Annotated in this window: 19 protein-coding genes and 1 tRNA gene; 14 read left to right on the forward strand and 6 right to left on the reverse strand. The window is 69.0% G+C overall.

Annotated features, from left to right (window positions below):
* Window positions 1-9: 9 nt before the first annotated feature.
* Window positions 10-2,577, forward strand: coding sequence for an AMP-binding protein (locus tag AABM41_01915; GenBank protein ID MEK6191064.1), 2,568 nt, complete (start codon window positions 10-12; stop codon window positions 2,575-2,577).
* Here the strand turns inward: AABM41_01915 and AABM41_01920 are convergent.
* Entirely contained in the window at window positions 2,574-4,073 is a 1,500-nt protein-coding gene (locus AABM41_01920) for a M20/M25/M40 family metallo-hydrolase (protein ID MEK6191065.1), read from the reverse strand. The two genes, AABM41_01915 and AABM41_01920, sit on opposite strands and share 4 nt — an antisense overlap.
* Window positions 4,074-4,171: 98 nt before the next feature.
* Here AABM41_01920 and AABM41_01925 point away from each other — a divergent pair, with 98 nt between their 5' ends.
* The 3 genes from AABM41_01925 to AABM41_01935 all read left to right on the forward strand — a co-directional run bounded on the left by AABM41_01925 (window position 4,172) and on the right by AABM41_01935 (window position 5,663).
* On the forward strand, window positions 4,172-4,594 hold the full coding sequence (locus tag AABM41_01925) for a cyclic nucleotide-binding domain-containing protein (GenBank protein MEK6191066.1): 423 nt from the start codon (window positions 4,172-4,174) through the stop codon (window positions 4,592-4,594).
* 34 nt (window positions 4,595-4,628) lie between these two features.
* A tRNA-Gly gene (locus AABM41_01930) sits at window positions 4,629-4,704 on the forward strand.
* A gap of 26 nt (window positions 4,705-4,730) precedes the next feature.
* A complete protein-coding gene (locus AABM41_01935; protein MEK6191067.1) occupies window positions 4,731-5,663 on the forward strand; it encodes an acyl-ACP desaturase in 933 nt (310 codons plus the stop codon).
* 28 nt (window positions 5,664-5,691) lie between these two features.
* On the opposite strand, the gene AABM41_01940 is transcribed toward AABM41_01935, so the two are convergent.
* On the reverse strand, window positions 5,692-6,105 hold the full coding sequence (locus tag AABM41_01940; GenBank protein MEK6191068.1) for a DUF6855 family protein: 414 nt from the start codon (window positions 6,103-6,105) through the stop codon (window positions 5,692-5,694).
* A gap of 56 nt (window positions 6,106-6,161) precedes the next feature.
* Between AABM41_01940 and AABM41_01945 the strand changes: the two genes are divergently transcribed.
* Window positions 6,162-7,064: an NAD(P)H-binding protein gene (locus tag AABM41_01945; protein ID MEK6191069.1), complete on the forward strand. Its 903-nt coding sequence runs from the start codon at window positions 6,162-6,164 to the stop codon at window positions 7,062-7,064.
* 22 nt (window positions 7,065-7,086) lie between these two features.
* On the opposite strand, the gene AABM41_01950 is transcribed toward AABM41_01945, so the two are convergent.
* Window positions 7,087-7,539 (reverse strand): hypothetical protein, encoded by a 453-nt coding sequence (locus tag AABM41_01950; GenBank protein MEK6191070.1) that lies wholly within the window; start codon window positions 7,537-7,539, stop codon window positions 7,087-7,089.
* Between the two features lie 48 nt (window positions 7,540-7,587).
* Window positions 7,588-8,439, reverse strand: coding sequence for a pirin family protein (locus AABM41_01955; GenBank protein ID MEK6191071.1), 852 nt, complete (start codon window positions 8,437-8,439; stop codon window positions 7,588-7,590).
* A gap of 92 nt (window positions 8,440-8,531) precedes the next feature.
* Here AABM41_01955 and ribA point away from each other — a divergent pair, with 92 nt between their 5' ends.
* From ribA to AABM41_01975, 4 genes are all read left to right on the forward strand, one after another.
* The gene (ribA, locus tag AABM41_01960; GenBank protein MEK6191072.1) at window positions 8,532-9,305 is read left to right on the forward strand and encodes a GTP cyclohydrolase II; all 774 of its coding nucleotides are present in this window, start codon (window positions 8,532-8,534) and stop codon (window positions 9,303-9,305) included.
* A gap of 13 nt (window positions 9,306-9,318) precedes the next feature.
* On the forward strand, window positions 9,319-10,005 hold the full coding sequence (locus AABM41_01965) for an SDR family oxidoreductase (protein ID MEK6191073.1): 687 nt from the start codon (window positions 9,319-9,321) through the stop codon (window positions 10,003-10,005).
* 10 nt (window positions 10,006-10,015) lie between these two features.
* Complete coding sequence (locus tag AABM41_01970) at window positions 10,016-11,110, forward strand: kelch repeat-containing protein (protein ID MEK6191074.1); 1,095 nt, start codon at window positions 10,016-10,018, stop codon at window positions 11,108-11,110.
* A 108-nt stretch (window positions 11,111-11,218) separates the two neighbouring features.
* Window positions 11,219-12,799 (forward strand): phosphoenolpyruvate carboxykinase, encoded by a 1,581-nt coding sequence (locus AABM41_01975; GenBank protein MEK6191075.1) that lies wholly within the window; start codon window positions 11,219-11,221, stop codon window positions 12,797-12,799.
* Here AABM41_01975 and AABM41_01980 read toward each other — a convergent pair.
* Both AABM41_01980 and AABM41_01985 read right to left on the reverse strand, forming a co-directional pair.
* Window positions 12,796-15,024, reverse strand: coding sequence for an adenylate/guanylate cyclase domain-containing protein (locus AABM41_01980; protein ID MEK6191076.1), 2,229 nt, complete (start codon window positions 15,022-15,024; stop codon window positions 12,796-12,798). The genes AABM41_01975 and AABM41_01980 overlap by 4 nt on opposite strands.
* A gap of 5 nt (window positions 15,025-15,029) precedes the next feature.
* A complete protein-coding gene (locus AABM41_01985; protein MEK6191077.1) occupies window positions 15,030-15,482 on the reverse strand; it encodes an OsmC family peroxiredoxin in 453 nt (150 codons plus the stop codon).
* A gap of 54 nt (window positions 15,483-15,536) precedes the next feature.
* On the opposite strand from AABM41_01985, the gene AABM41_01990 reads away from it, so the two are divergent.
* The 5 genes from AABM41_01990 (at window position 15,537) to AABM41_02010 (ending at window position 20,097) form a co-directional block, all read left to right on the forward strand.
* Complete coding sequence (locus AABM41_01990; GenBank protein ID MEK6191078.1) at window positions 15,537-16,142, forward strand: GNAT family protein; 606 nt, start codon at window positions 15,537-15,539, stop codon at window positions 16,140-16,142.
* 18 nt (window positions 16,143-16,160) lie between these two features.
* Window positions 16,161-17,138, forward strand: coding sequence for an HIT domain-containing protein (locus tag AABM41_01995; GenBank protein MEK6191079.1), 978 nt, complete (start codon window positions 16,161-16,163; stop codon window positions 17,136-17,138).
* 81 nt (window positions 17,139-17,219) lie between these two features.
* Window positions 17,220-17,771: a bifunctional pyr operon transcriptional regulator/uracil phosphoribosyltransferase PyrR gene (gene pyrR / locus AABM41_02000; GenBank protein ID MEK6191080.1), complete on the forward strand. Its 552-nt coding sequence runs from the start codon at window positions 17,220-17,222 to the stop codon at window positions 17,769-17,771.
* A complete protein-coding gene (locus AABM41_02005) occupies window positions 17,768-18,715 on the forward strand; it encodes an aspartate carbamoyltransferase catalytic subunit (protein ID MEK6191081.1) in 948 nt (315 codons plus the stop codon). The genes pyrR and AABM41_02005 overlap by 4 nt, the downstream gene beginning before the upstream one ends.
* Window positions 18,709-20,097 (forward strand): dihydroorotase, encoded by a 1,389-nt coding sequence (locus AABM41_02010; GenBank protein MEK6191082.1) that lies wholly within the window; start codon window positions 18,709-18,711, stop codon window positions 20,095-20,097. Before AABM41_02005 ends, AABM41_02010 begins: the two co-directional genes overlap by 7 nt.
* Window positions 20,098-20,099: the final 2 nt, after the last annotated feature.

Below are 20,099 nucleotides of genomic sequence, written 5' to 3' on the forward strand. Positions count from 1 at the left end.
GGAGTGACGATGGAGACCGTTCTCGAACTCGTCCAGGATTCGGTCAGGCGGTTCGACCGCAAGCCGTTCCTCCTCATCCGACCGGGCTTCCGGACGCGCGTCACGCGCTACCGAGACCTGGGCCGGCTCTTGCCGCGCGTGGGCCGCGTCCTGCGCGACCAAGGCCTTCAGCCGGGCGATCGGGCCATCATCTGGGCCGTGAACCGCCCCGAGTGGGGTATCAGCTTCCTGGGCGCCGTGCACGCGGGAATCGTTCTCGTCCCGCTCGACGTGCGGAGCGCGCCCGACTTCGCCGCCAAGGTGGCCGCCAAGACGCGTGCCAGCCTGGTCCTGGCATCGGCTCAGACCGCGGCCCAGGCGGCCGGCCTGGGGTTGCCCGTGCTCCTCATCGAACGGGTTCCAGACCTGGCCCGGCGGGCCGAGCCGTTGCCGGCCGCCGACATCGGTCCTGACGACCTGGTCGAGGTGGTCTTCACGTCAGGCACCACCGGTGAGCCGAAGGGGGCCATGCTCACCCACCGCAATATCGCCAGCAATGCGCAGGCCCTGCTCAAGGTCTTCCCGCTCGGGCCCAAGGAGCGGATGCTCTCGGTCCTGCCGCTGTCGCACATGTTCGAGCAGTCGCCCGGTTTCCTGGCACCCATGCACGCCGGGGCCAGCATCGTGTATCCGGTCAGCCGCCAGCCGTCGGTCCTGCTCCGGACGTTCCGCGACTTCAAGGTGAGCATCCTGCTCATCGTCCCGCAGGGCCTGAAGCTGCTGGACAACGCGATCGAGCGCAAGGTGGACCAGGGCGGGAAGCGCGCGACCTTCGAGAAGCTCCACCGCTGGGCGGCGCATGTGCCGCGCTTCGTCAAGCGGCTGCTCTTCCGACCGGTGCTGCGCAGCTTTGGCGGGCGGCTCCACACCATCGGCATCGGTGGGGCGGCCATGGACCCCGACCTGGGTCGTCGATGGGCGGACATGGGCCTCGACGTCCTCCAGGGCTATGGCGCCACCGAGCTGGGGCCGTTGGTCAGCTTCACCCGGAAGGAGCGAAACCGGATTGGAAGCGTGGGCGAGGTCATCCCCGGGGTCGAGATGGAGATCGCCGGTGACGGCGAGGTTCTGGTCCGCGGGCCGAACGTCTTTGCCGGGTACTGGGAGGACCCGGAGAAGACCGCCGAGGCGATCGACGCGCAGGGCTGGTACCACACCGGGGACATCGGCGAGATCAGCCCGGAGGGGTTCCTTACCCTGCGCGGCCGGAAGAAGGACATGCTGGCTATGCCTGACGGAACGAAGGTGTACCCGGAGGACATCGAAGCGGTCCTGGCCAGGGACGAGCGGATCCAGGACGCCACCGTGGTCGGCTTTCCGATCGGCCCCAACCTGAAGATCCACGCCGTATTCCTGATCGACGACAGCGAGGAGCCGGAGCTGGTCGAGGCGGTCGTCCGCGACGCCAATGCCAAGCTGGGCGCGCATCAGCAGATCCGCTCGCACTCGTTATGGGCCGATGACGACTTCCCGCGGACGCACACGTTGAAAGTGAAGAAACGGGAGGTCATTGCCCGATTGGAGGCCGATGCCGCTGCCGCTGCGGGCGTGCCGGGCGTGGCGGTCGCTGATTCCGGTGCCGGAGCCGATCAGCCGCCGGCAGGCGCTCCGACACTGGCGGAGGGGACGCTCGGGACCCTGATCCCGCTGGTGGCCTCCATCGCCGAGGTTCCGCCTGAAGCCGTTCTGCCGACCGCCCGACTGTCATCGGACCTGAACATGGACTCTCTCCAGCGGGTTGAGCTGCTGGGAGTCATCGAGGAGGAGCTCGGGGTCTTCGTGGACGATTCGGCCCTGGATCCGGAGGCCACCGTGGGCCAGATCGCGGCCCTCGTCGACGCCTCCCGCGAGCTGCCCCACGACACGGGAATCCTGGGTTGGCCGCTCAATCCGCTGCCCCGGGCGCTGGGGATGGCCGTCCAGGAGCTGATCACGGCGCCTGTCCTCAACCTGTTCTATCGGATCGGCATCCGCGGCCAGGAGAATCTGGTGGGGCTGGAGGGCCCGGTCATCTTCGCCTCCAACCACTGTCTTCACACCGACAACCAGATCGTCATGTCGTCGCTGCCGTTCGCATGGCGCTGGCGCCTCTCGGTGGCCGCGTCCGCGGAGCGGGTGTGGAGCAACCCGGCTATGGCCCTCGCCGGCGGGATGCTGGCCAACGCCTTTCCCATCGCCCGTGAGGGCGGCGTGCGGCGCAGCCTGGAGCTGCTCGGGGCCCGGCTGGATCGTCGCTTCAGCATCCTCATCTACCCTGAGGGCAAGCTGACCGTTGGGGGGCCGATGCAGCCGTTCCTGGCCGGTACCGGACTGGTCGCGGTTGAGGGTGCAACTGCTGTGGTGCCCATCAAGCTGCGCATCAACCGGATGAGCCGCCTGGAGGCCGCCTGGGGGGCGGCATCCGCCAGGACCCCGCTCAACGGAGCTGCCTGGCGGGGCGACGTGGACGTCATCTACGGCGAACCCATCTGGTTCAGCTCTGACACCACTCCGGCCCAAGCCACGGATCGGTTGGAAGAGGCGCTCGCCGCGCTCTAGTCGGAGTCCGTCGGGTAACCGGTCAGCAGCAACATTAGGACGTGGGCGGCCGCGTCGGACATCTCGTCCAGCGCGGCGTCGTTGATCTCATCCATCGTGTCGCACGCGAGGTGGTAGCACGGCGACATCGGTTCACCTGCCTCGCCCCCGAAGAGCTCCGCCTGCGCGTCGGACTTCAGCTCGGACGCGCCGCTGAAGAGCCCGCCGTTGGGGACCAGCGCGTCGTCGAATGGGGCGTGGTCCGAGCCGCCGCCCAGGTCCAGGGTCTCGTACGCAAGGCCAACGGTGTCGAAATAGGCACCGAAGGCGGCTGTGATCTCCTCCGAATCGGCGATGCCCGCAGGGGCGTAGACGAACCGGCCGTAGTTCGACGAGCCGAGCATGTCGAGGTTCAGGTACGCGACGATGGCGTGCAGCTGGTCGTCCGACTGGCGACCAACCCAGTCGCGCGACCCGTACAGGCCGAGCTCTTCGCCGCTCCAGAAGGCGAACCGCACGGTGCGAGGGGTCGGCTCCAGCTCGGCCAGTTGCTGGGCCATCTCGAGGATGGTCATGGTGCCCGAGCCGTTGTCGTTGATGCCAGGGCCGTCGAGCACCGAGTCAAGGTGGCCGCCCACCATCACCACCTCGTCCGCGACGCTGCCGGCACCGATGCCCCCGCGTTCGGCGATGACGTTCGCGGTGACGCGGTCTTCGATCAGCGTTAGAACCGACAGATGGACCGATGAGCCCTGGGCCGCGGCCCGCCGGAGGGCGGCTCCGGCGGGACCGGAGGCGTATACCGCCGGGATATGGATTCCGTCCGGCCTCAGCAGGGTTGGGCGCCGCAGGCTGCCCGGTTCATACGCCGGTGAGCTCATGATCAGCGCCGCGGCGTCCGCGGTCTGAGCGTGGTCCACCATCTGCCGCCGGCCGCACGGCCCTGCGCCGACCACAGCTATGGCGCCGGCGGGGAAGTCGACCCAGTCGTCGGAATCACATCCTCCGGAGCCGATGGGCTGGCCGTCATCGCTGACGGCCACAGCCACGACCGGGGCCGTGATGTCGCCCGAGGCGGAGAAGATCAGCGCGTGGAGGTGGTGGGGGCCAACGAACGTCTGGTCGTTGGCGGTGAGCTTGGCGGGGGCCGTCTCGATGAAGAACGGGAACGTGAACTCATCCACGGTCACCGCGTAGCCCGCGGCGCGCAGCTCGTCCGCTACGTACGACACGGACTCGACGTAGCCCGCTGTGCCGGCGGCGCGAATTCCGTCATTCGCTTCGGCGATTTCGAGCAGCTCGTCGAGGTGCTGCCGAATGCCCGCCGGCTCGACGGCGGCTCGGAGCGCTTCACTGATCGTCAGGTCGGCGGCGGGTTCGCCGGGGCTCGCCGACGGCGAACCGCCCGACGAGGGGCTGGGGCGCGGCGAGGCGGTATCGGCCTGGCAGGCAGAAACCAGCAGGAGTGCTGCCAGCAGGCCACCCGCGAGGCGCACACGTGAACGGTATCGCGTCATCCCAGCAAACATACTGGCCGGGTTCGGGGAGGGGTTCGATTCACGCTCCTCGATTGCTATGCTGCGGGTGAAATCGGTCCAGAGGGAGACACGGCGCTGTGGCCACCGACGAGAAGCTGAAGCTGCTGAAGACAGTCCCGCTGTTCGCCCTGTGCGACGCGCGGTCGGTCGAGCGGCTAGGGATGCTGGTCGAGGAAGTCGACCTGCCCGCCGGTCGGGTCCTTTTCAGGCAGGGGGACACCGCCCACGAATTGTTCATCGTCGTGACTGGCCAAGTCCGGGTCGAACGGGACGGCGCGCTCATCGCCGACAGCGGGCCGGGCGAGTTCTTCGGGGAGATCGCGCTCGTCGCCGGCGGGCCGCGAACGGCGACTGCGACCTGCGTAACCCCGTGCCGACTGTTGGTGCTGGGCCGTCGCGACTTTCACAGTCTGATGGACGAGTTCCCCGGACTGAAGATGCAGGTCCTCGAGACGCTGGCCAAGCGGGTTCGCGCGCTCGACACCGCCGCTGTCCACTAGGTAGGATTCGCGGGCGCCTCAAGCGCAACACCGGGCGGGAGTAACTCAGCCGGTAGAGTGTCTGCTTCCCAAGCAGGATGTCGCGGGTTCGAGCCCCGTCTCCCGCTCCACGTCCCTGTTCTGCACCGAGAGTCGCATGCCCCCATCCGCCGAAGAGCGCGCGCTGCTCCTGACTCTGGAACCGGAGGCCGCCCGGTTGTACGACCGGCACCTCAAGGTGGCCCAGGAGTGGTTTCCGCACGACTACATCCCGTACCGCCTCGGCCGAGATTTCGATAAGGAGCCCTGGACCCCGGACCAGCCGCGGTTGACCGGCGTCGCCCAAACGGCCTTCGAGGTCGGTCTTCTGACCGAGGACAACCTCCCCTCGTATCACCGCCTCATCCATGGGATGTTCGGCCCGGGCGACGGAGGGTGGATCAACTGGGTCGGACGATGGACCGCGGAGGAGGGACGCCATGCGATCGTCCTCCGGGATTACCTGACGGTGACCAGGAATATCGACCCGGTGCTCCTCGAGCGCGGCCGGATGGCGCAGCTCCAGCGGGGATACGACCCCAAGCGGCCCGGCCTGCTCCACGGGCTCGCCTACGTCACGTTCCAGGAGCTGGCCACGCGGAATACGCATCGCAACACGGGCAAGTACTCGGACGACCCGGTCGCCGATCGGATCATGATCCGGATCGCGGCCGATGAGAACCTGCACGCGGTCTTCTACCGCGACATCATGACCGCCGCACTCGAGATCGAGCCGTCCGCCGCGGTGCAGGCTATCGTCGACGAGGCCATCGATTTCCAGATGCCCGGCGCGGGCATCGCGGGGTTCGTGCGCAAGGCGGCCCTCATGGCCAGGGCCGGCATCTACGACCTCCGGGGCCATCGCGACGACGTCCTCGTGCCGATCCTTCGACATTGGAGGATCTTCGAGCTGGAAGGTCTCAACGCTGCGGCCGAGGAGGCCCGGCAGCGTCTCCAGGAACACCTCGACGCGCTCGAGGTTTCGGCTCGGAGGTTCGAGGCGCGGGTCGCCGAGTCGACCGAACGGCGGGTCGCCCGGGCCGGCGGCTAGGTCGGCGGCTAGGCGGAGTGGCAGCCGGCTAGCGGGCGCGCATCCGGTTGTTCTTGGCGTCGTGGGTGAGCTCCGCGAGGTCCAGCGCCTCGAGCAGGGGGGGGAGGTACATCCCGAATCGGCCACGGTAGCCCTTGCGGAGCCCGTACCAGCCGCCCACCGGGTTGCTGGCTGAGCGGCCCCAGGCCTCGACGGTCCCGTCAGCCGCCGGCTTCTGCTCGTCGGCGGCGCCGAGCGGGATCCAGTCGCCGTGCTTCTTGAGCGCGGCGTGCAGGTCCTCGATGGCGCGCAGATGGTACTTGAGCTGGGTCGAGCCGACCTGGCACACCAAGGCCGGCGGATCGGCGGCTTCGTCGCGCCACATCCGGTACTCGGACGTGCCGGGTGGCGTCTTCAGGACCCACGGGTCGTCCTTCGTCCCGGCCGCCTTCTCGTCTGACACTGGATGGTCCTCCGCGCGCGTTTCTGGATGGGACACGCAGTGTAGGGTGGTGGCCCATGCTTGACGCGGTAACGGGCGCGTTCAGCTTCACCGGCCGGGCCATCGCCGGGCGCCTGCTCAGCGAAGGGCGCGACGTGGTGACGCTGGTGCGCCGCCATGGCGCTCCGGACGCGGACAGCCGGATCCGGACGGCGATCGTCACGCTCGACGACCCGGCTGCCTTGGTGGAAGCGCTCCGCGGGGTGGACACCCTGTACAACACCCATTGGATCCGCTTTGCGCGCGGGGAGATGACCTTCGAGCTGGCTATCCAGCGTACGCGGCGGCTCCTGGACGCGGCTCGCCGCGCCGGCGTGCGGCGCGTCGTTCACGTCAGCGTCGTGAACGCGTCGGAAACAGCGCCGACCGCGTACTTCAGGGCCAAGGCGCGGCTGGAGGCCGACGTGCGCGCGTCAGGGCTGTCGTACGCGATCGTGCGACCCACGCTGACCTTCGGCAGCGGCGACATCCTGGTCAACAACCTGTGCTGGGTCCTGCGGCGATTCCCCTTCTTCGTCATTGGGGGCGATGGGCGGTACCGGCTCCAACCCGTGCACGTGGACGACGTGGCTCGGATTGCCGTCGAAGCCGGCCAGTCCTCAGTGGACCTGGTGACCGATGCCGCCGGCCCGGACCTCCTCACCTTCAACCAGTTCGTCCGTATCTTGGCCGACGCCGTCCGCAGCCGGGCCTGGCTGGTTCACGCCCAGTCGCCCCTGTCCCTTGCCGCCAGCCGCGTCCTGGGGCTCCTGGTACGGGACGTCATGCTGACCCGCGACGAGGTGACCGAGCTGACCGCGAGCCTGCTCGTCTCCGACCAGCCGCCGCAGGGGACCATCGACCTCGGCACATGGGCGAGCGCCCACGCTGATGCGCTCGGCCGGAAATATCACTCGGAGCTCGACCGCCACTACCGCTGATGCAGCCGGCGAGAACGGCCTTCTAGGTGTCGCCCTCCCCCGGCTCGCCGATCTCATCGACCGGCGGAGTAGACCCGTCGAGAGCCAGGACGACACCCTCCTCGCCGGCGCTGGGCTGAACCAGCTCGGACGACTCGCGGACGTCGCCGCTGATCTCCTCCTCGACGTCGTCGATACGAACGATCGCGAAGCTGACCTGGGGCGGGATGGCAGCGGAGATTACCACCTCGCCGATTCGGTACGGCGAGCGCTTGGTCCGCAGCGCGGCGTTGGCCTTTTCCTGGAGGGCGGTGGCCTTGATAACGATGTCCGCCAGCAGGCCCGGATCGATCCTCTCGACAATCGTGGTCAGGCCGCGTTTTGCCCGACCCGCGAACCGGCGCGCCTGGGCCTGGGTGGCCGGATCCTGGATCTTCTGGCCGACCTGTTGGGCGGCCTTTTCGGCTTCCTCGATCGCCTTGCGGAACATGCTCATGGCGGGGTCAGTATCGGTCGCGAATCGGCCGGGTGCACGGCTTCTGCGCTAACCCAGATACGACTGCCCGAGCACCAGATCGTCGCCACTGCGGTCGAATTCAATCCGCAGGACGCGTGCCGATCCGTCGACGGCCTGCAGCCGGGCCCGCCCCTTGTCGCTGCTCCAGACAACGGCCAGGTTGGCCGGTCCCTCCGGATGGATCGATCCACTCGCGCTGAGCACAACCTCGTCCCTGCCGTCCCGCATGACGCGGAGGGTCCCTGCTATCGGGTACAGCAGGAGGCCGTGGTCCGGCTCCGGTGTGACATCGACGGCGGCGCCTTCGGTCAGGGTCGTGTCCGCGTAGCGGCGCAGGCCCGAATGGTTGACGCGGAAGGGCGACATCGGTCCGACCAGCTCGAGGGTCTCGACGCCCGGCGCCTCCGGCACCTGCACCCGATCCGCCGCCCGCAGGACGGCGAACTCGGCCACCGGGATGGGCGGTTGAGTGTCCGGGTGGTAGACCAGGATGAAGGCCCGCGTGACCTGGTCGTCGGCTCCGTTCCATTCCTGGTGGAGCATGCCGCGCACGCCCTCCGTCAGCCGGCCGAGATCCCCCTCGTCCATGGTGCCGCGGATGTGGTTCAGCGAATCGTCGTGCTCGACCCGGCCGGCCAGGATGTAGAACAGGCGCTCATTGGTCCGATGCGGGTGGTGGCCGATCCCAAACCCGGGCTGAAAGAACCCGTCGTGGACCATGACCATGGGGCCCAGGCGCTGGACCGATGTGTACGGGCCTACGCTCTCGATGGCGATCAGCCCCCGCACTCCGAACTGCTCCTCGCCCACTCGGAAGAAGTGACCGGAGCCGATGACGGTCAGGTCGCTGTCGAGCTGGATGTCAGCAAAGTTGTCCATCGGGGGAGCCAAGCCTAGCTCGAAATGCATCCAGTCGGGGATCGGGGTATGGTCGCGGAACTTTGTCGAACAGAGCAGGGCGGAGCAGGCCCGTGCCGCTCCGCGGCACGACCCTCGAGGAGCTTCTCGAGCAGAACCGCGGCCACCAGTGCCCGGACCTGCCACCGGACCGCGTCTGCGTGCGGATGGAGGCGGTGGCCGACCTCCCGACCCGGTTCGGCGACTTCCGGGTGATGGCCTTCTGGAACGATCGCGACGGCAAGGAGGACGCGGCCCTGGTCAAGGGCAAGCCGTGGGACGGCGAGGACATCCCGGTCCGGATCCATTCGGAGTGTCTGACCGGCGATGCATTCGGATCGTTGCGGTGCGACTGCCGGGACCAGCTCGAGGCCTCCCTCCGCTTCATGGGGAGTCAGGAGTCGGGCCTGGTCCTGTACCTCCGCCAGGAGGGGCGTGGCATCGGCCTGGCGAACAAGATTCGCGCCTATGCCCTCCAGGACCAGGGTCTGGACACCGTCGAGGCCAACCAGGCGCTCGGGTTCCGGGACGACGAGCGCGACTACGGGGTGGCCGCCCACATGCTCGGCCTGCTGCAGGTCCGATCCATCCGGCTCATCACCAACAACCCGCGCAAGATCGCCGGGCTGGAGCAGCACGGCGTCCGGATCACGGGAAGAATCCCACTGGTCGTGCCGCCCAACGAGCACAACGTGTTCTACCTGTCCACCAAGGCGAGCCGGTCCGGCCACTACATCGACCTGTCCGGCTACGAGCACCTTTCCGAGCAGCTGGACCGGCCGATCGTGGAGGGCATGACTCCCGAGCTGATCGCCGAGATCGAGGAGGTCGCCGACGGCGCAGCCTGAGCGGGTCGCGATCATCACCGGGGCGGCCGGAGGGCTGGGTCCATTCGTCACCCGCGACCTTGCGGCGGCGGGCATGCGGCTGGCGCTCGTCGGCTCCCGACTGCGTCCGTTGCAGGCGCTCGGCGCGGAGCTGCGGCTGGCGGAGGACCGCTGGATGGCTGTTGCGGGTGACTTGAGGAAGCCGGCGCTTGCCGAGAAGGCCGTCGCGACCGTCGCCGATAGGTTCGGGAAGGTGGAGATTCTTATCCACCTGGTGGGTGGCTACCACGGCGGCGAGTCGGTGGTCGCCATGCGCGACGCCGAGGTGGCGGCCATGCTGAGCCAGCACCTGTGGACCACTCTCAACATGGTCCGCGCGGTGGTTCCGCGCATGGCGGCCGGTGGTTGGGGTCGGATAGTGGCCGTCTCCTCGCCTCTGGCCTCGACGCCGACCAAGGGTGTGGCGCCGTACGCCATCGGAAAGGCCGCCGAGGAAGCCCTGCTCGGCACCCTGGCCCGCGAGGTGGCAGGCACCGGGACGACGGTCAACCTGGTCCTGGCCCGGACGATCGACGTCGAGCACGAGCGCGACGCGGAGCCATCTGCCAAGACCGCGTCCTGGACGACGCCGGAGGAGATCTCGGCCACCATTCGGCACTTGGTCAGCGAAGACGCGAGCGCCATTAACGGGGCCAAGATTCCGCTCTTTGGAAACGGGTAGCTGGAGGCCGATGCAGAGGCAGTCCTGCCTGAGCGCAACCCTGGTCGCCCTGGTCGTAACGGCTCTGACGGCCTGCGTCGCTTCGCCCTCGCCCATCGCGTCGGAGGAGCCCAGCGCCTCGCCGACCGCACGGGCGTCGGCATCGCCGTCGCCAGCTCCGACTCAGGCACCCGTCGGCTGGCGCGAGCTCACTGTCTCCGGGTCCACCCCAGCGCCCCGAGAGGACCACACCTGGACCGCGGACGCCGAAGGACGGTACGCGTACTTGTTCGGTGGTCGTGACGACACCGGCCCCGGCTCGTACGGCGACCTGTGGGCCTACGACCTCTCCGCCGACACGTGGCAGCAGCTGAGCGGCGGGCCACCGGCCCGCTTCGGGCACAACGCGGCCTGGGTGCCGGGGATCGGGCTCGTCATCTTCGCCGGCCAGGACCAGGCGTTCTTCAACGACTTGTGGGCCTACGACCCGGTCGCCGACAGCTGGCAGCAGCTGCCGGACACCGGGGATCGTCCCGTCGCCCGATACGGGAGCTGCGCGGCGGTCGGTCCCGACGGGCGGCTGTGGATCAGCCACGGGTTCACCAGCGAAGGCGCGCGCTTCGCCGACACCCGCGCCTACGACTTCGCCATCAGCGCATGGTCCGATGAGACACCCATCGGCGCCGCCCCAATCGAGCGCTGCCTCCACGCCTGCTGGTGGACTGAAGGCGGCCAATTCACCTTGTATGCGGGCCAGACGAACGGGGTGACCTCACTCGGGGACCGATGGGAGCTGACGGTTGGCCCCCGCCCCGGGACCAACGCGTGGCTGGAGCCCGATCAGGATGGGAGCCCGCCATCTGCGCGAAACCTCTACGCGGCCGCGCGCTGGGAGCTTGGAACGCTCGTATTCGGCGGCCAGGCCCTTGACGGCACCTACCTGGGGGACGCATGGCTGTTGGCCGACGACGGTACGCACACCCAGGTCCTGCCGGGTGTGGCCGGGCCTGCGCCACGGTCCGGAGCCGATCTGGTCGCCGATCCAGTGCGGGGTCGTGTCCTGCTGTTCGGGGGTAAGTCCGGGGCGAGCGTGTTCGGCAATCTTTGGGAGCTGACCCTGGACTGACCGGGCCACAGCGGCCTCGAGTTGGTACGATATGTCGCCGTTAACGACCGTCGGGCGCCCCTGCGATCGCGCCCGCCACCGAACCCGCGACAGGAGAATTCAGGCCGCATGAACGTGGTCGCCGACCCGGCGCACGCCCCCGCGGGGCCCAACGGCACCCGGCTCCCCACCGCCCGCTCGGTTATCTACGACCCGACACCCGCGGAGCTCCAGGAGCTCACCAGCCGCATGCCGCAGGCTCGCCGGACTGCCTTCGGCAACTACAACGTCCAGACCCGAGTGGTCAGCCGTTCGAAGGCCTGCACCTACCTGGTGACGGATGACCCGTCCATCACGGACGACCAGACCATCGACCGTGCCGAAGGGGCACGGATCGGCGCGCACCAGGACGCGTACATCGCGAACCGCGAGATGGTGGTGGTGGACGGCTTTATCGGCAACGACCCGGAGTACCGCTCGCGAGCCCGCCTGTACATCGAGGCCGCCAACGCGAACATCGCTGGCATGCAGCAGCAGCTGCTGTTCCCGCCCGATCGGCTCGCCGCGGAGTGGGTACCCGAGTTCGTGGTCATCTACACCCCCAACCTGCCCATCGCGGGCTACTCGGACGATCGGCTGATCGCAGTCGACGTCGAGTCGGGCATCACCCGGGTGATGAACTCGGACTACTTCGGGGAGGCAAAGAAGGGCGGCCTCCGGATGTGGAACGCCAAGGTGTATGCCGCCGGCGGCCTGGCCATGCACGCCGGCTGCAAGGTGGTGCCCACCGATGCGGGGGAGCGGACGATCCTGATCATCGGTCTGTCGGGGACCGGCAAGACGACGACGACCTTCACTCGCCAGAACGGGTCGCAACCGGTGCAGGACGACTTCATCGGCCTGTTCGCGGGCGGCAAAGTGATCGGTACCGAGAATGGGTGCTTCGCCAAGACCTTTGGCCTCGACCCCCGGCACGAGCCGGCCATCCACGGCGCGGTGACCAAGCCGGACGCCTACCTCGAGAACGTGTCCCAGAAGGAGGTTGACGGGCCGGTCGACTTCTTCGACGCCTCGTACACCAAGAATGGGCGGGCCACCTTCCCCATGGCGTCGCTCGGCATCTGGCGCGATCCGCGGCACATCGGTCCGGTCAACGAGCTGCTGATCCTGAACCGAAATGACAACGTCATCCCGGGCGTGGCGCTCCTCTCGCGGGATCAGGCCGCCGCCTATTTCATGTTGGGTGAGACGAGGGGAACCTCGGCCGGCGGCGCGGCCGAGGAGGGCAAGGCGCTCCGGGTGCCGGGCACCAACCCGTTCTACCCGTATCGCGACGAGCAGCAGGGCAACCGGTTCTTCGAGCTGATGGGCACGCACCCCTTCGACGTGTACCTCGTGAACACCGGGCGCGTCGGCGGGCCGGAGGACGATCCACGCTCGAAGAAGCTCGAGATCGAGCATTCGGGGGCTATCGTCAAGGCCATCGCCGAGGAATCCATCCGCTGGGAGCGGGACCCGGACTTCGGGTACCAGGTTGCCACCGCGGTGCCCGGAATCGACGATCCGGAGCTCCTGCAGCCGCGCCTGCTCTACGAGCGGACCGGGCGAGCCGATGAATATCGCCGCTGGGTAGAGCGACTGAAGCGGGATCGGGCCGAGTTCCTGGCCGGATTCCCGGGCCTCCGCGCGGAGATCCTGGCCGCCGTCTAGTTCAGCGGCGCGTTCCGCAGACCGGTGACCCGGTAGGCGGTGATGGCGTGGGTGAAGCCTTTCAGGCTGAGATCGTCGACCGGCTCGGCCACGACCTGGTCCTCGACCATGGCATGCAGTCGTTGGCTGACCAGGATCTCGCCGGCCGCCGCCGCGGTGCTGAGCCGTGACGCCAGGGTGACCACCACTCCGACGCCGGCGTAGTCGTAGCGGCCTTCGAAGCCGATGCGTCCCAGGGTTGCGTACCCGACCCCGATCCCGATCCCGAGTCCCAGCTCATAGCCGCGCTTCAGCCACCCCGCCGCGAGTTCTGCGAATCGGTCGCGCATGGCGACCGCGGTCCGCACCGCGGCCAGCTGGTGATCGGGCAGCGGGGTCGGGTCGTTGAAGAAGATCATCAGCCCATCGCCGGCGAAGTGCTCGACCGTGCCGCCGTTGGCCACCGCGATCTCCCCCACCGCTGCGTGGTACTGGCGCAGCACGCTGAACAGCTCCTCCGGCTCGGCCGTTTCAGCGAATGGGGTGAAGCCCCGCAGGTCGCAGAACAGGGCGCTGATCTCGCGGCGATGTCCGGCCAGCAGTGCCTCGCCCTCGGGGCTCGACAAGAGCCCCGCAACTTGTGGCGCGAACCGCGCCAGCTCGGTCCGCTGCCGCTCCACCGTTTCAAAGAGCCGGACGTTGGAGATCGCGATGGCGGCCTGATCGGCGAAGGTGCTCAGCAGGTTGATCTCCGGGTCGCTGAAAGCCCGCACCTCGTAGCGCCACACCGAGAGGACGCCGATCGGGGCTTGGTCGTGAATGAGGGGGATGCCGAGGATCGTCCGGAATCCGGCGATCTTCTGAGCGTCGAGCAGGGTGTACTCCGGATCGGCCAGGGCGTCGAGGATCTGGATTGGTCGCATCTCTAACAGGGCTCGACCCATGGCTGACCCGCGTTCCGCCTGGAAGCGTCGGTTGCTGATGAACTGGCGGAACGCATCCGGAATGCCCGCGGTGAACGTAGCGGACAAACCGAACGCTCCTTCCTCGCCGCGAACGATGTTCCCGTCATCTGCGTTGGACAACCTGGTGGCGCTATCGATGACCGTCTGGAGGACGTAGTCCAGGTCGAACGTCGATCGCGCAATCGCGGCCAGGACCTGGCCGACGGCGGACTCGCGCTCGAGTGCCTCGTGGGTCTCGCCCAGCACGTTGGCCAAGCGAATGGCAAGAGCAGCCTGCTCGGCGAAGGTGCCCAACAGCCGAATCTCCGCCTCGCTGAAAGGACGCACTTCCAGGCGCCAGACGACCAGCACGCCGATCGGCACGCCATCCTGGAGCATCGGTACGCCCAGGAGCGTCCGATATCCCGCCGCAGCTTGGACATCCTGAAGCTGGTATTCGGGGTCCTCGAGGACGTCGGGGATATGGACGATCCTGCGCTCGAGCACGGTCCGGCCGATCAACGAACCCCGCTCGGGCCGGTACTCGCGGCTCATCACCATGGCCAGATATTCGGGCGCAACCAGTCCCGAGTGGGCAATGACGCGGTACACGTCACCGTCCTGGCGGACGATGTTTCCCTGGTCCGCTCGACAGATCTGGACGGCGCTGTCGATGACCGTCTGGAGTACTCCGGTGAGATCAAATCGGGAGCGGTTGATCGACTGCAGGACCTCACCGATCGCCGCCTCGCGCGCCACTGCCTCCCGAGCCTCACCCAACAGGCGTGCAAGCCGGATCGCCACACCCGCCTGATCGGCGAAAACAGTGACGAGCTCGATCTCCTCGTCCAAGAAGGGTTGCACGCGGTTCCGCCCCAATCCGAAAGCCCCGATCAGGCCATCGGCGGACCGGATCGGGACGCCAAGCAATGACCGCACGCCGCCGACGCGATAGGCACCGGCCTCGTACTCCGGATCGGCGGCGATGTCCACGACGTGCACCGGCTCGCCGCTGAGTGCCACACGACCCGTGATAGACCTCCGATCGATCGTGTCCGGGTGCTCTCGTTCGTAGGCCCAGTGCTCGGGGGAACCACCACTGGCGGCGGCGAAGCGAAAGACGTCGCCGTCACGCAGGAATACGAAGCTCATGTCCGCACGGCAGAGACTGGCCGCCTCGGCAGCAAGTTGATTCAGCGCAGGCTCCAGCTCGAAAGTGGAACCACTGATCGCCGCCAGGACACGGCCGACAGCAGAGACCGCTGATCGGTCCTGGTCGAGCGTCGTGGGCGCATCAGGCACGGAGCTCAGCCCTCGTCGGGCTCCTCCAGGGTGGCGTCGACCGACAGCTCGACGTTGCCCTTCAGGGCGCGGCTGATCGGGCAGCCGTCCTTCGCTTCCTCCGCAAGCCGTTCGAAATCCGCCTTGTCGATGCCCGACACCCGCCCAATCACCTGGAGGGTCGAGGACGTCACGCTCCAGCCGTCGCCAACCTTTTCGAACGCGACCTCGGCAGCGACGTGGAGGTGCTCGGGTGGGTGACCGGCCTTGGCCAGCCCGTTCGAGAAAGCCATGGAATAGCAGGCGGCGTGCGCGGCGGCGAGCAGCTCCTCGGGCGACGTCCGGCCGTCGACTTCCTCGGTTCGAGACCCCCAGCTGACCGGCAGGTCGCTGAAGAGGCCCGAGGAGTAGGCCGTGACAGTGCCGGAGCCGCCCATCAGGTCGCCACTCCACGACGCGGTCGCGCGGCGGGTGGTCATCGGAAAGGGCCCTCCTTGTAACCTAGGCGCCAAGCCTAGCGCACGGATGCCCCCATGACCGACTCCCACCTATCAGATCCACCCCTTCGCGCCCTCCGCGGTGAGCTGGTCTACCTGCGTCCCGCCGAGCGCGACGACCTGGACCGATTCGTCCGCTGGTTCGCAGATGCCGAGACGACCCGCTACCTGAGTATCCGCGCCCCGTTCAGCCTGCCGATGGAGGAGCACTGGTTCGAGGGAATGGTGGCCGAGCAGGGCAAGAGCACCTACCACTTCGTCATCTGCCGCCTGGCAGATGACGAGCCGATCGGCACCGCCGGCCTCCACAACCTGGACTTGGTGAACGGCAACGCCGAGTTCGGGATCAGCATTGGCGAGAAGAGCGAGTGGAACAAGGGGTATGGGACCGATGCCCTGCACGCGATCTGCGATTTCGGGTTCGGACAGCTGCGTCTCGAGCGAATCGAGCTCCAGGTCTACGCGCCAAACGCCCGCGCCCGGCGCTCCTACGAGAAGGCCGGGTTCGTGCTTGAAGGAACACTGCGGCACCGCCATTTCGCTGAAGGACACCACGACGACGTCCTGATCATGTCGCTGCTGCGCGAGGAGTGGGCTGCCCAGTCTCGTCGCCGATCGTGGGAGCTGAACGAGCTCGGCTGAGCGCCGGGCTGCGCGGCGATGTTCGAGCTGCGCCGGGACCCAGTCACGGGCTGGTGGTCGGCGATCGTCACCGACCGGGCGTTCGAACACGCCTCGTTCACGGTCGAGGCGGCGCCGGTGGAAGGGACCCACTGCCGCCACTGTGACGAGGCGCCGGAGGGGGATGACGACGACGTCCGGAGGGTGACATTGCGAGCCGACGCGTTCCAGATCGTGGAGGCCGGACGCGAGCCGGCGGCCCAACTGTCGATGCTCCCCGAAGTGGCCGCCTCGCGCGGGTCGTGGGAGATCGTGGTCGGGCCGCGCGACCACCACGAGCGGTTCGCCGATGCGCAGCCACATCTCGCCGAGCGGTTGTTGCGGGCCGTGCGCGACGGGATGCTGGAGCTGGGCGCCGCTGCCCGACCGCCGGACGAGCCGATGTACGTGCAGGCGCTCCAGTCCTACGGCCGCCAGGCCGGGTCGCGGACCCAGCACCTGAACTTCGAGCTGTATGCGATCCCCCAGATCCCGCACCGCGTGGCGGAAGAGATCGGCGGCGGCGCGCGCCACATGATCTCCCGCCAGGCCTGCGTGTGGTGCGCGATGGCCGCCGCCGAGGAGGAGAACGGTGCGCGCCTGGTGCTGGCTGACGAGCGGTTCGTGGTCGTGGCCCCGGCCGCCAGCCGTTCGGCCTTCGAGCTGCTGGTGATCCCGCGCGAGCATGCGGCGGACTTCACCGGCCTCGACGACGAAGCGATCGGCGCCTGCCGTGCCACGCTTCAGCGCACCCTCGGCGCGCTCGGGGTCCTGGGCGACCCGCCGTACAACCTGTTCCTCCACACCGCGCCCGCCGGGGAGCGGCTGGACCAGACCTACCACTGGCACTGGGAGCTCCATCCGCGGCTGCGAGTCATCGCCGGCCTGGAGCGCGCCACCGCGCTGGCGGTGAACCCCGCCGCGCCCGAGTACGCCGCCGAGGTCCTCCGCGACCACCTGGCCCGCGCACCCCGTTGAGGGTCGCCAGGTGTCATACTCCGGCCGTCCCCGAAGCGCCCCTTTAACGCGGTCCGGTGAGGCCGCCAAGGAGCCGAACCAATGACCTCCGAGCGCCGCATCTTCGACGCCGATGACCTCCGCCGGGCCCTGACCCGGATTGCGCACGAGATCGTCGAGCGCCACGAGGGCACCCATGACCTGGTCCTGGTTGGATTGCGCACTCGCGGCCATCCGCTGGCCGAGCGGCTGGCTGGGCTCATCGAGGAGCACGAGCACGTCCGCCCGCCGGTTGGCTCGCTGGACATCACGTTCTACCGAGACGACCTGACCCGGCTGGCCCACGCGCCCATCGTCAAGCGCAGCGACCTGGGCCCTGACGTCTCCGATCGCACGGTGGTGCTGGTCGACGACGTCCTGTACACGGGCCGAACGATCCGGGCCGCCCTCGACGCCCTGACCGATCACGGTCGCCCGCGGGCCGTGCGCCTGGCGGTGGTGGTCGACCGCGGACACCGCGAGCTCCCCATCCGGCCCGATTTCGTGGGCAAGAACCTGCCCACCAGCGCAGACGAGGTGGTCCATGTCCGCCTGGTCGAAACCGATGGGGTTGACGAGGTGGTCCTCACCCGGTCCGATGGAGCCCCGGCGTGACGGCCACCTGGATCTCCACCTGGACCCGGCGCCACCTGCTGGACGTCGACGAGCTGTCGCGGGCGGAGCTGGAGGCGGTCCTCGATCTGGGCGTCGAGCTGCGCGGCCGCCGGGCCGCCAGGGAGCTGCCCGACAGCCTGCGCGGCCTGGCGGTGGGCCTGGCCTTCTACGAGCCGTCGACCCGGACCCGGGTCAGCTTCGAGCTGGCGGCTCGCGAACTCGGGGCCACGGTCACCGATCTATCGGTGGCGGGCAGCAGCGTGGCCAAGGGCGAGTCGCTGATCGACACGTTGCGGACACTGGAGCGGACCGGGGTCCGGATGGTCGTGTTACGCCACGCGGCCAGCGGAGCGCCGTACCTGGCCGCGCGCTCGCTGGAGCGGGCCGCCATCCTCAATGCCGGCGACGGCACCCACGCCCACCCCACCCAGGCGCTCCTGGATGCGCTCACCCTGCGCGAGGCGCTGGGCTCGCTGGAGGGAGCGCGGGTTGTGATCGTGGGCGACGCGGCCCATTCGCGGGTCGCCCGATCGGATCTGCATGCCCTGGTTCGGCTCGGTGCCTCGGTGGTTCTCAGCGGACCGCCAGCCTGGGTCAACCCCTTCGCGGGCTGGCCCGGCGTGTCGGTCGTGACCGACCTCGCCACGGCTTTGTCCGGTGCCGACGCGGTGGTGGCGCTCCGCGTCCAGCGCGAGCGGGCGGCCGGCAGCGGAGTCCCGTCATTGGGCGAGTACGTCTCGCGCTGGGGGCTGACCGCGGAGAAGCTCGAGCGCGCGTGCCCCGGGGCGTGGCTCATGCATCCGGGCCCGGCCAACGAAGGAGTTGAGATCGCCGCCGAGCTGTCCACCGACCCTCGCAGCCTGATCGGGCGCCAGGTCGAGAACGGGGTCCCCATCCGGATGGCGGTCCTGTCCCTGCTGGCGGTGGAAATGGACCGATGGTGATCGACCGATTCGGGTCCCTCGCTGATCCGCCGGCCACCTTCGCGCTGACCGGCGTGCGGGTCATCGACCCGTCGACGAATACCGATGTCGTCCGCGACCTCGTGGTCGCGGACGGGGTGATCCGCAATGGCGACGCCCCGTCCGGCATCCCGCGCATCGATGCTGCCGGGCTGGTGGCCGCTCCGGGACTGTGCGACCTCCATACGCACCTGCGCACTCCGGGGGACGAGGGAGCCGAGACGATAGCCAGCGGGACCCGGGCGGCGGCACACGGCGGCTTCACCACGGTATGCGCGATGCCGAACACCGATCCACCACTCGACGATGCGCTCCGGGTGCGGGGCCTATTGGCCGAAGCCGCCCACGCCGCCGCCCGTGTGCGTGTCGTGGCCGCCGCCACCCGCGGCCGTGCCGGGGAACAGCTGACCGACCACGGGGCGCTGGCGGCCGCCGGGGCGATCGGCTTCAGCGACGATGGAGTCGCGGTCGCCCCGGCGGCGGTAGCCCGGCAGGCACTCGCCTACCTTGCGTCGTTGGGCCTCCCGCTGGTCGAGCACGCCGAGGAGCCGGACCTGGCAGCCGGGGGCCTGATGCGGGGCGGGCCCACCGCCACCCGGCTGGGCCTGGGTGGCTGGCCGGCCAGCGCCGAGCTGGCCATCGTCGAGCGCGACCTGGCGCTGGCCGCCGAGACCGGAGGCTGGATTCACTTCACGCACCTGGCCACCGCCGCGGGGCTTGAGCCCATCCGGCGCGCCCGCGCCAGCGGGACGCGTGTCACCTGCGACGTAACGCCGCACCACCTGGCGCTGACCGACGCGTGGGTGGCCGGAGACCGCCATTTCGCGTGGGAGAACGGTCACGATCCCGAGCCGGGCGCATCGGCCGGGCTGGATCCGGCATTCGCCTACGACGGGGTGTGCCGCGTGAATCCTCCCCTCCCCACGCGCGACGATGCGATGGCCCTGCTGGCCGCGGTGGCCGACGGGACGGTGGATGCCATCGCCACCGACCACGCCCCCCACCCGCCCGAGCGCAAGGCCGTGCCCTTCGCCGAGGCCGCGCCAGGCCTGATCGGGCTGGAAACCGCGCTCGGCATCGGTCTGGCGGCCGTCGCGGCCGGCCACTTGGAGCTATCGACGCTGCTGGCGGCCCTGTCAACCCGCCCGGCCGCTCTCATCGGTGAGGCGCGCTCGATGGCCGCCGGATCCAACGCGGACCTCGTCGTCTTCGACCCCCAGCGCAGCTGGCGGGTCGAGCGCGCGGCCCTGGCCAGCCGGTCGGCCAACACGCCGCTGGTCGGCATGGACCTGCCGGGCGTGGTGCGGCTGACGGTGGCCGCCGGGCGGATCACGTACGACGCCGGCCTGATCGGTTCGGAGTGAAG

This window comes from Chloroflexota bacterium, assembly GCA_038040195.1.
Lineage (GTDB): Bacteria > Chloroflexota > Limnocylindria > QHBO01 > QHBO01 > DASTEQ01.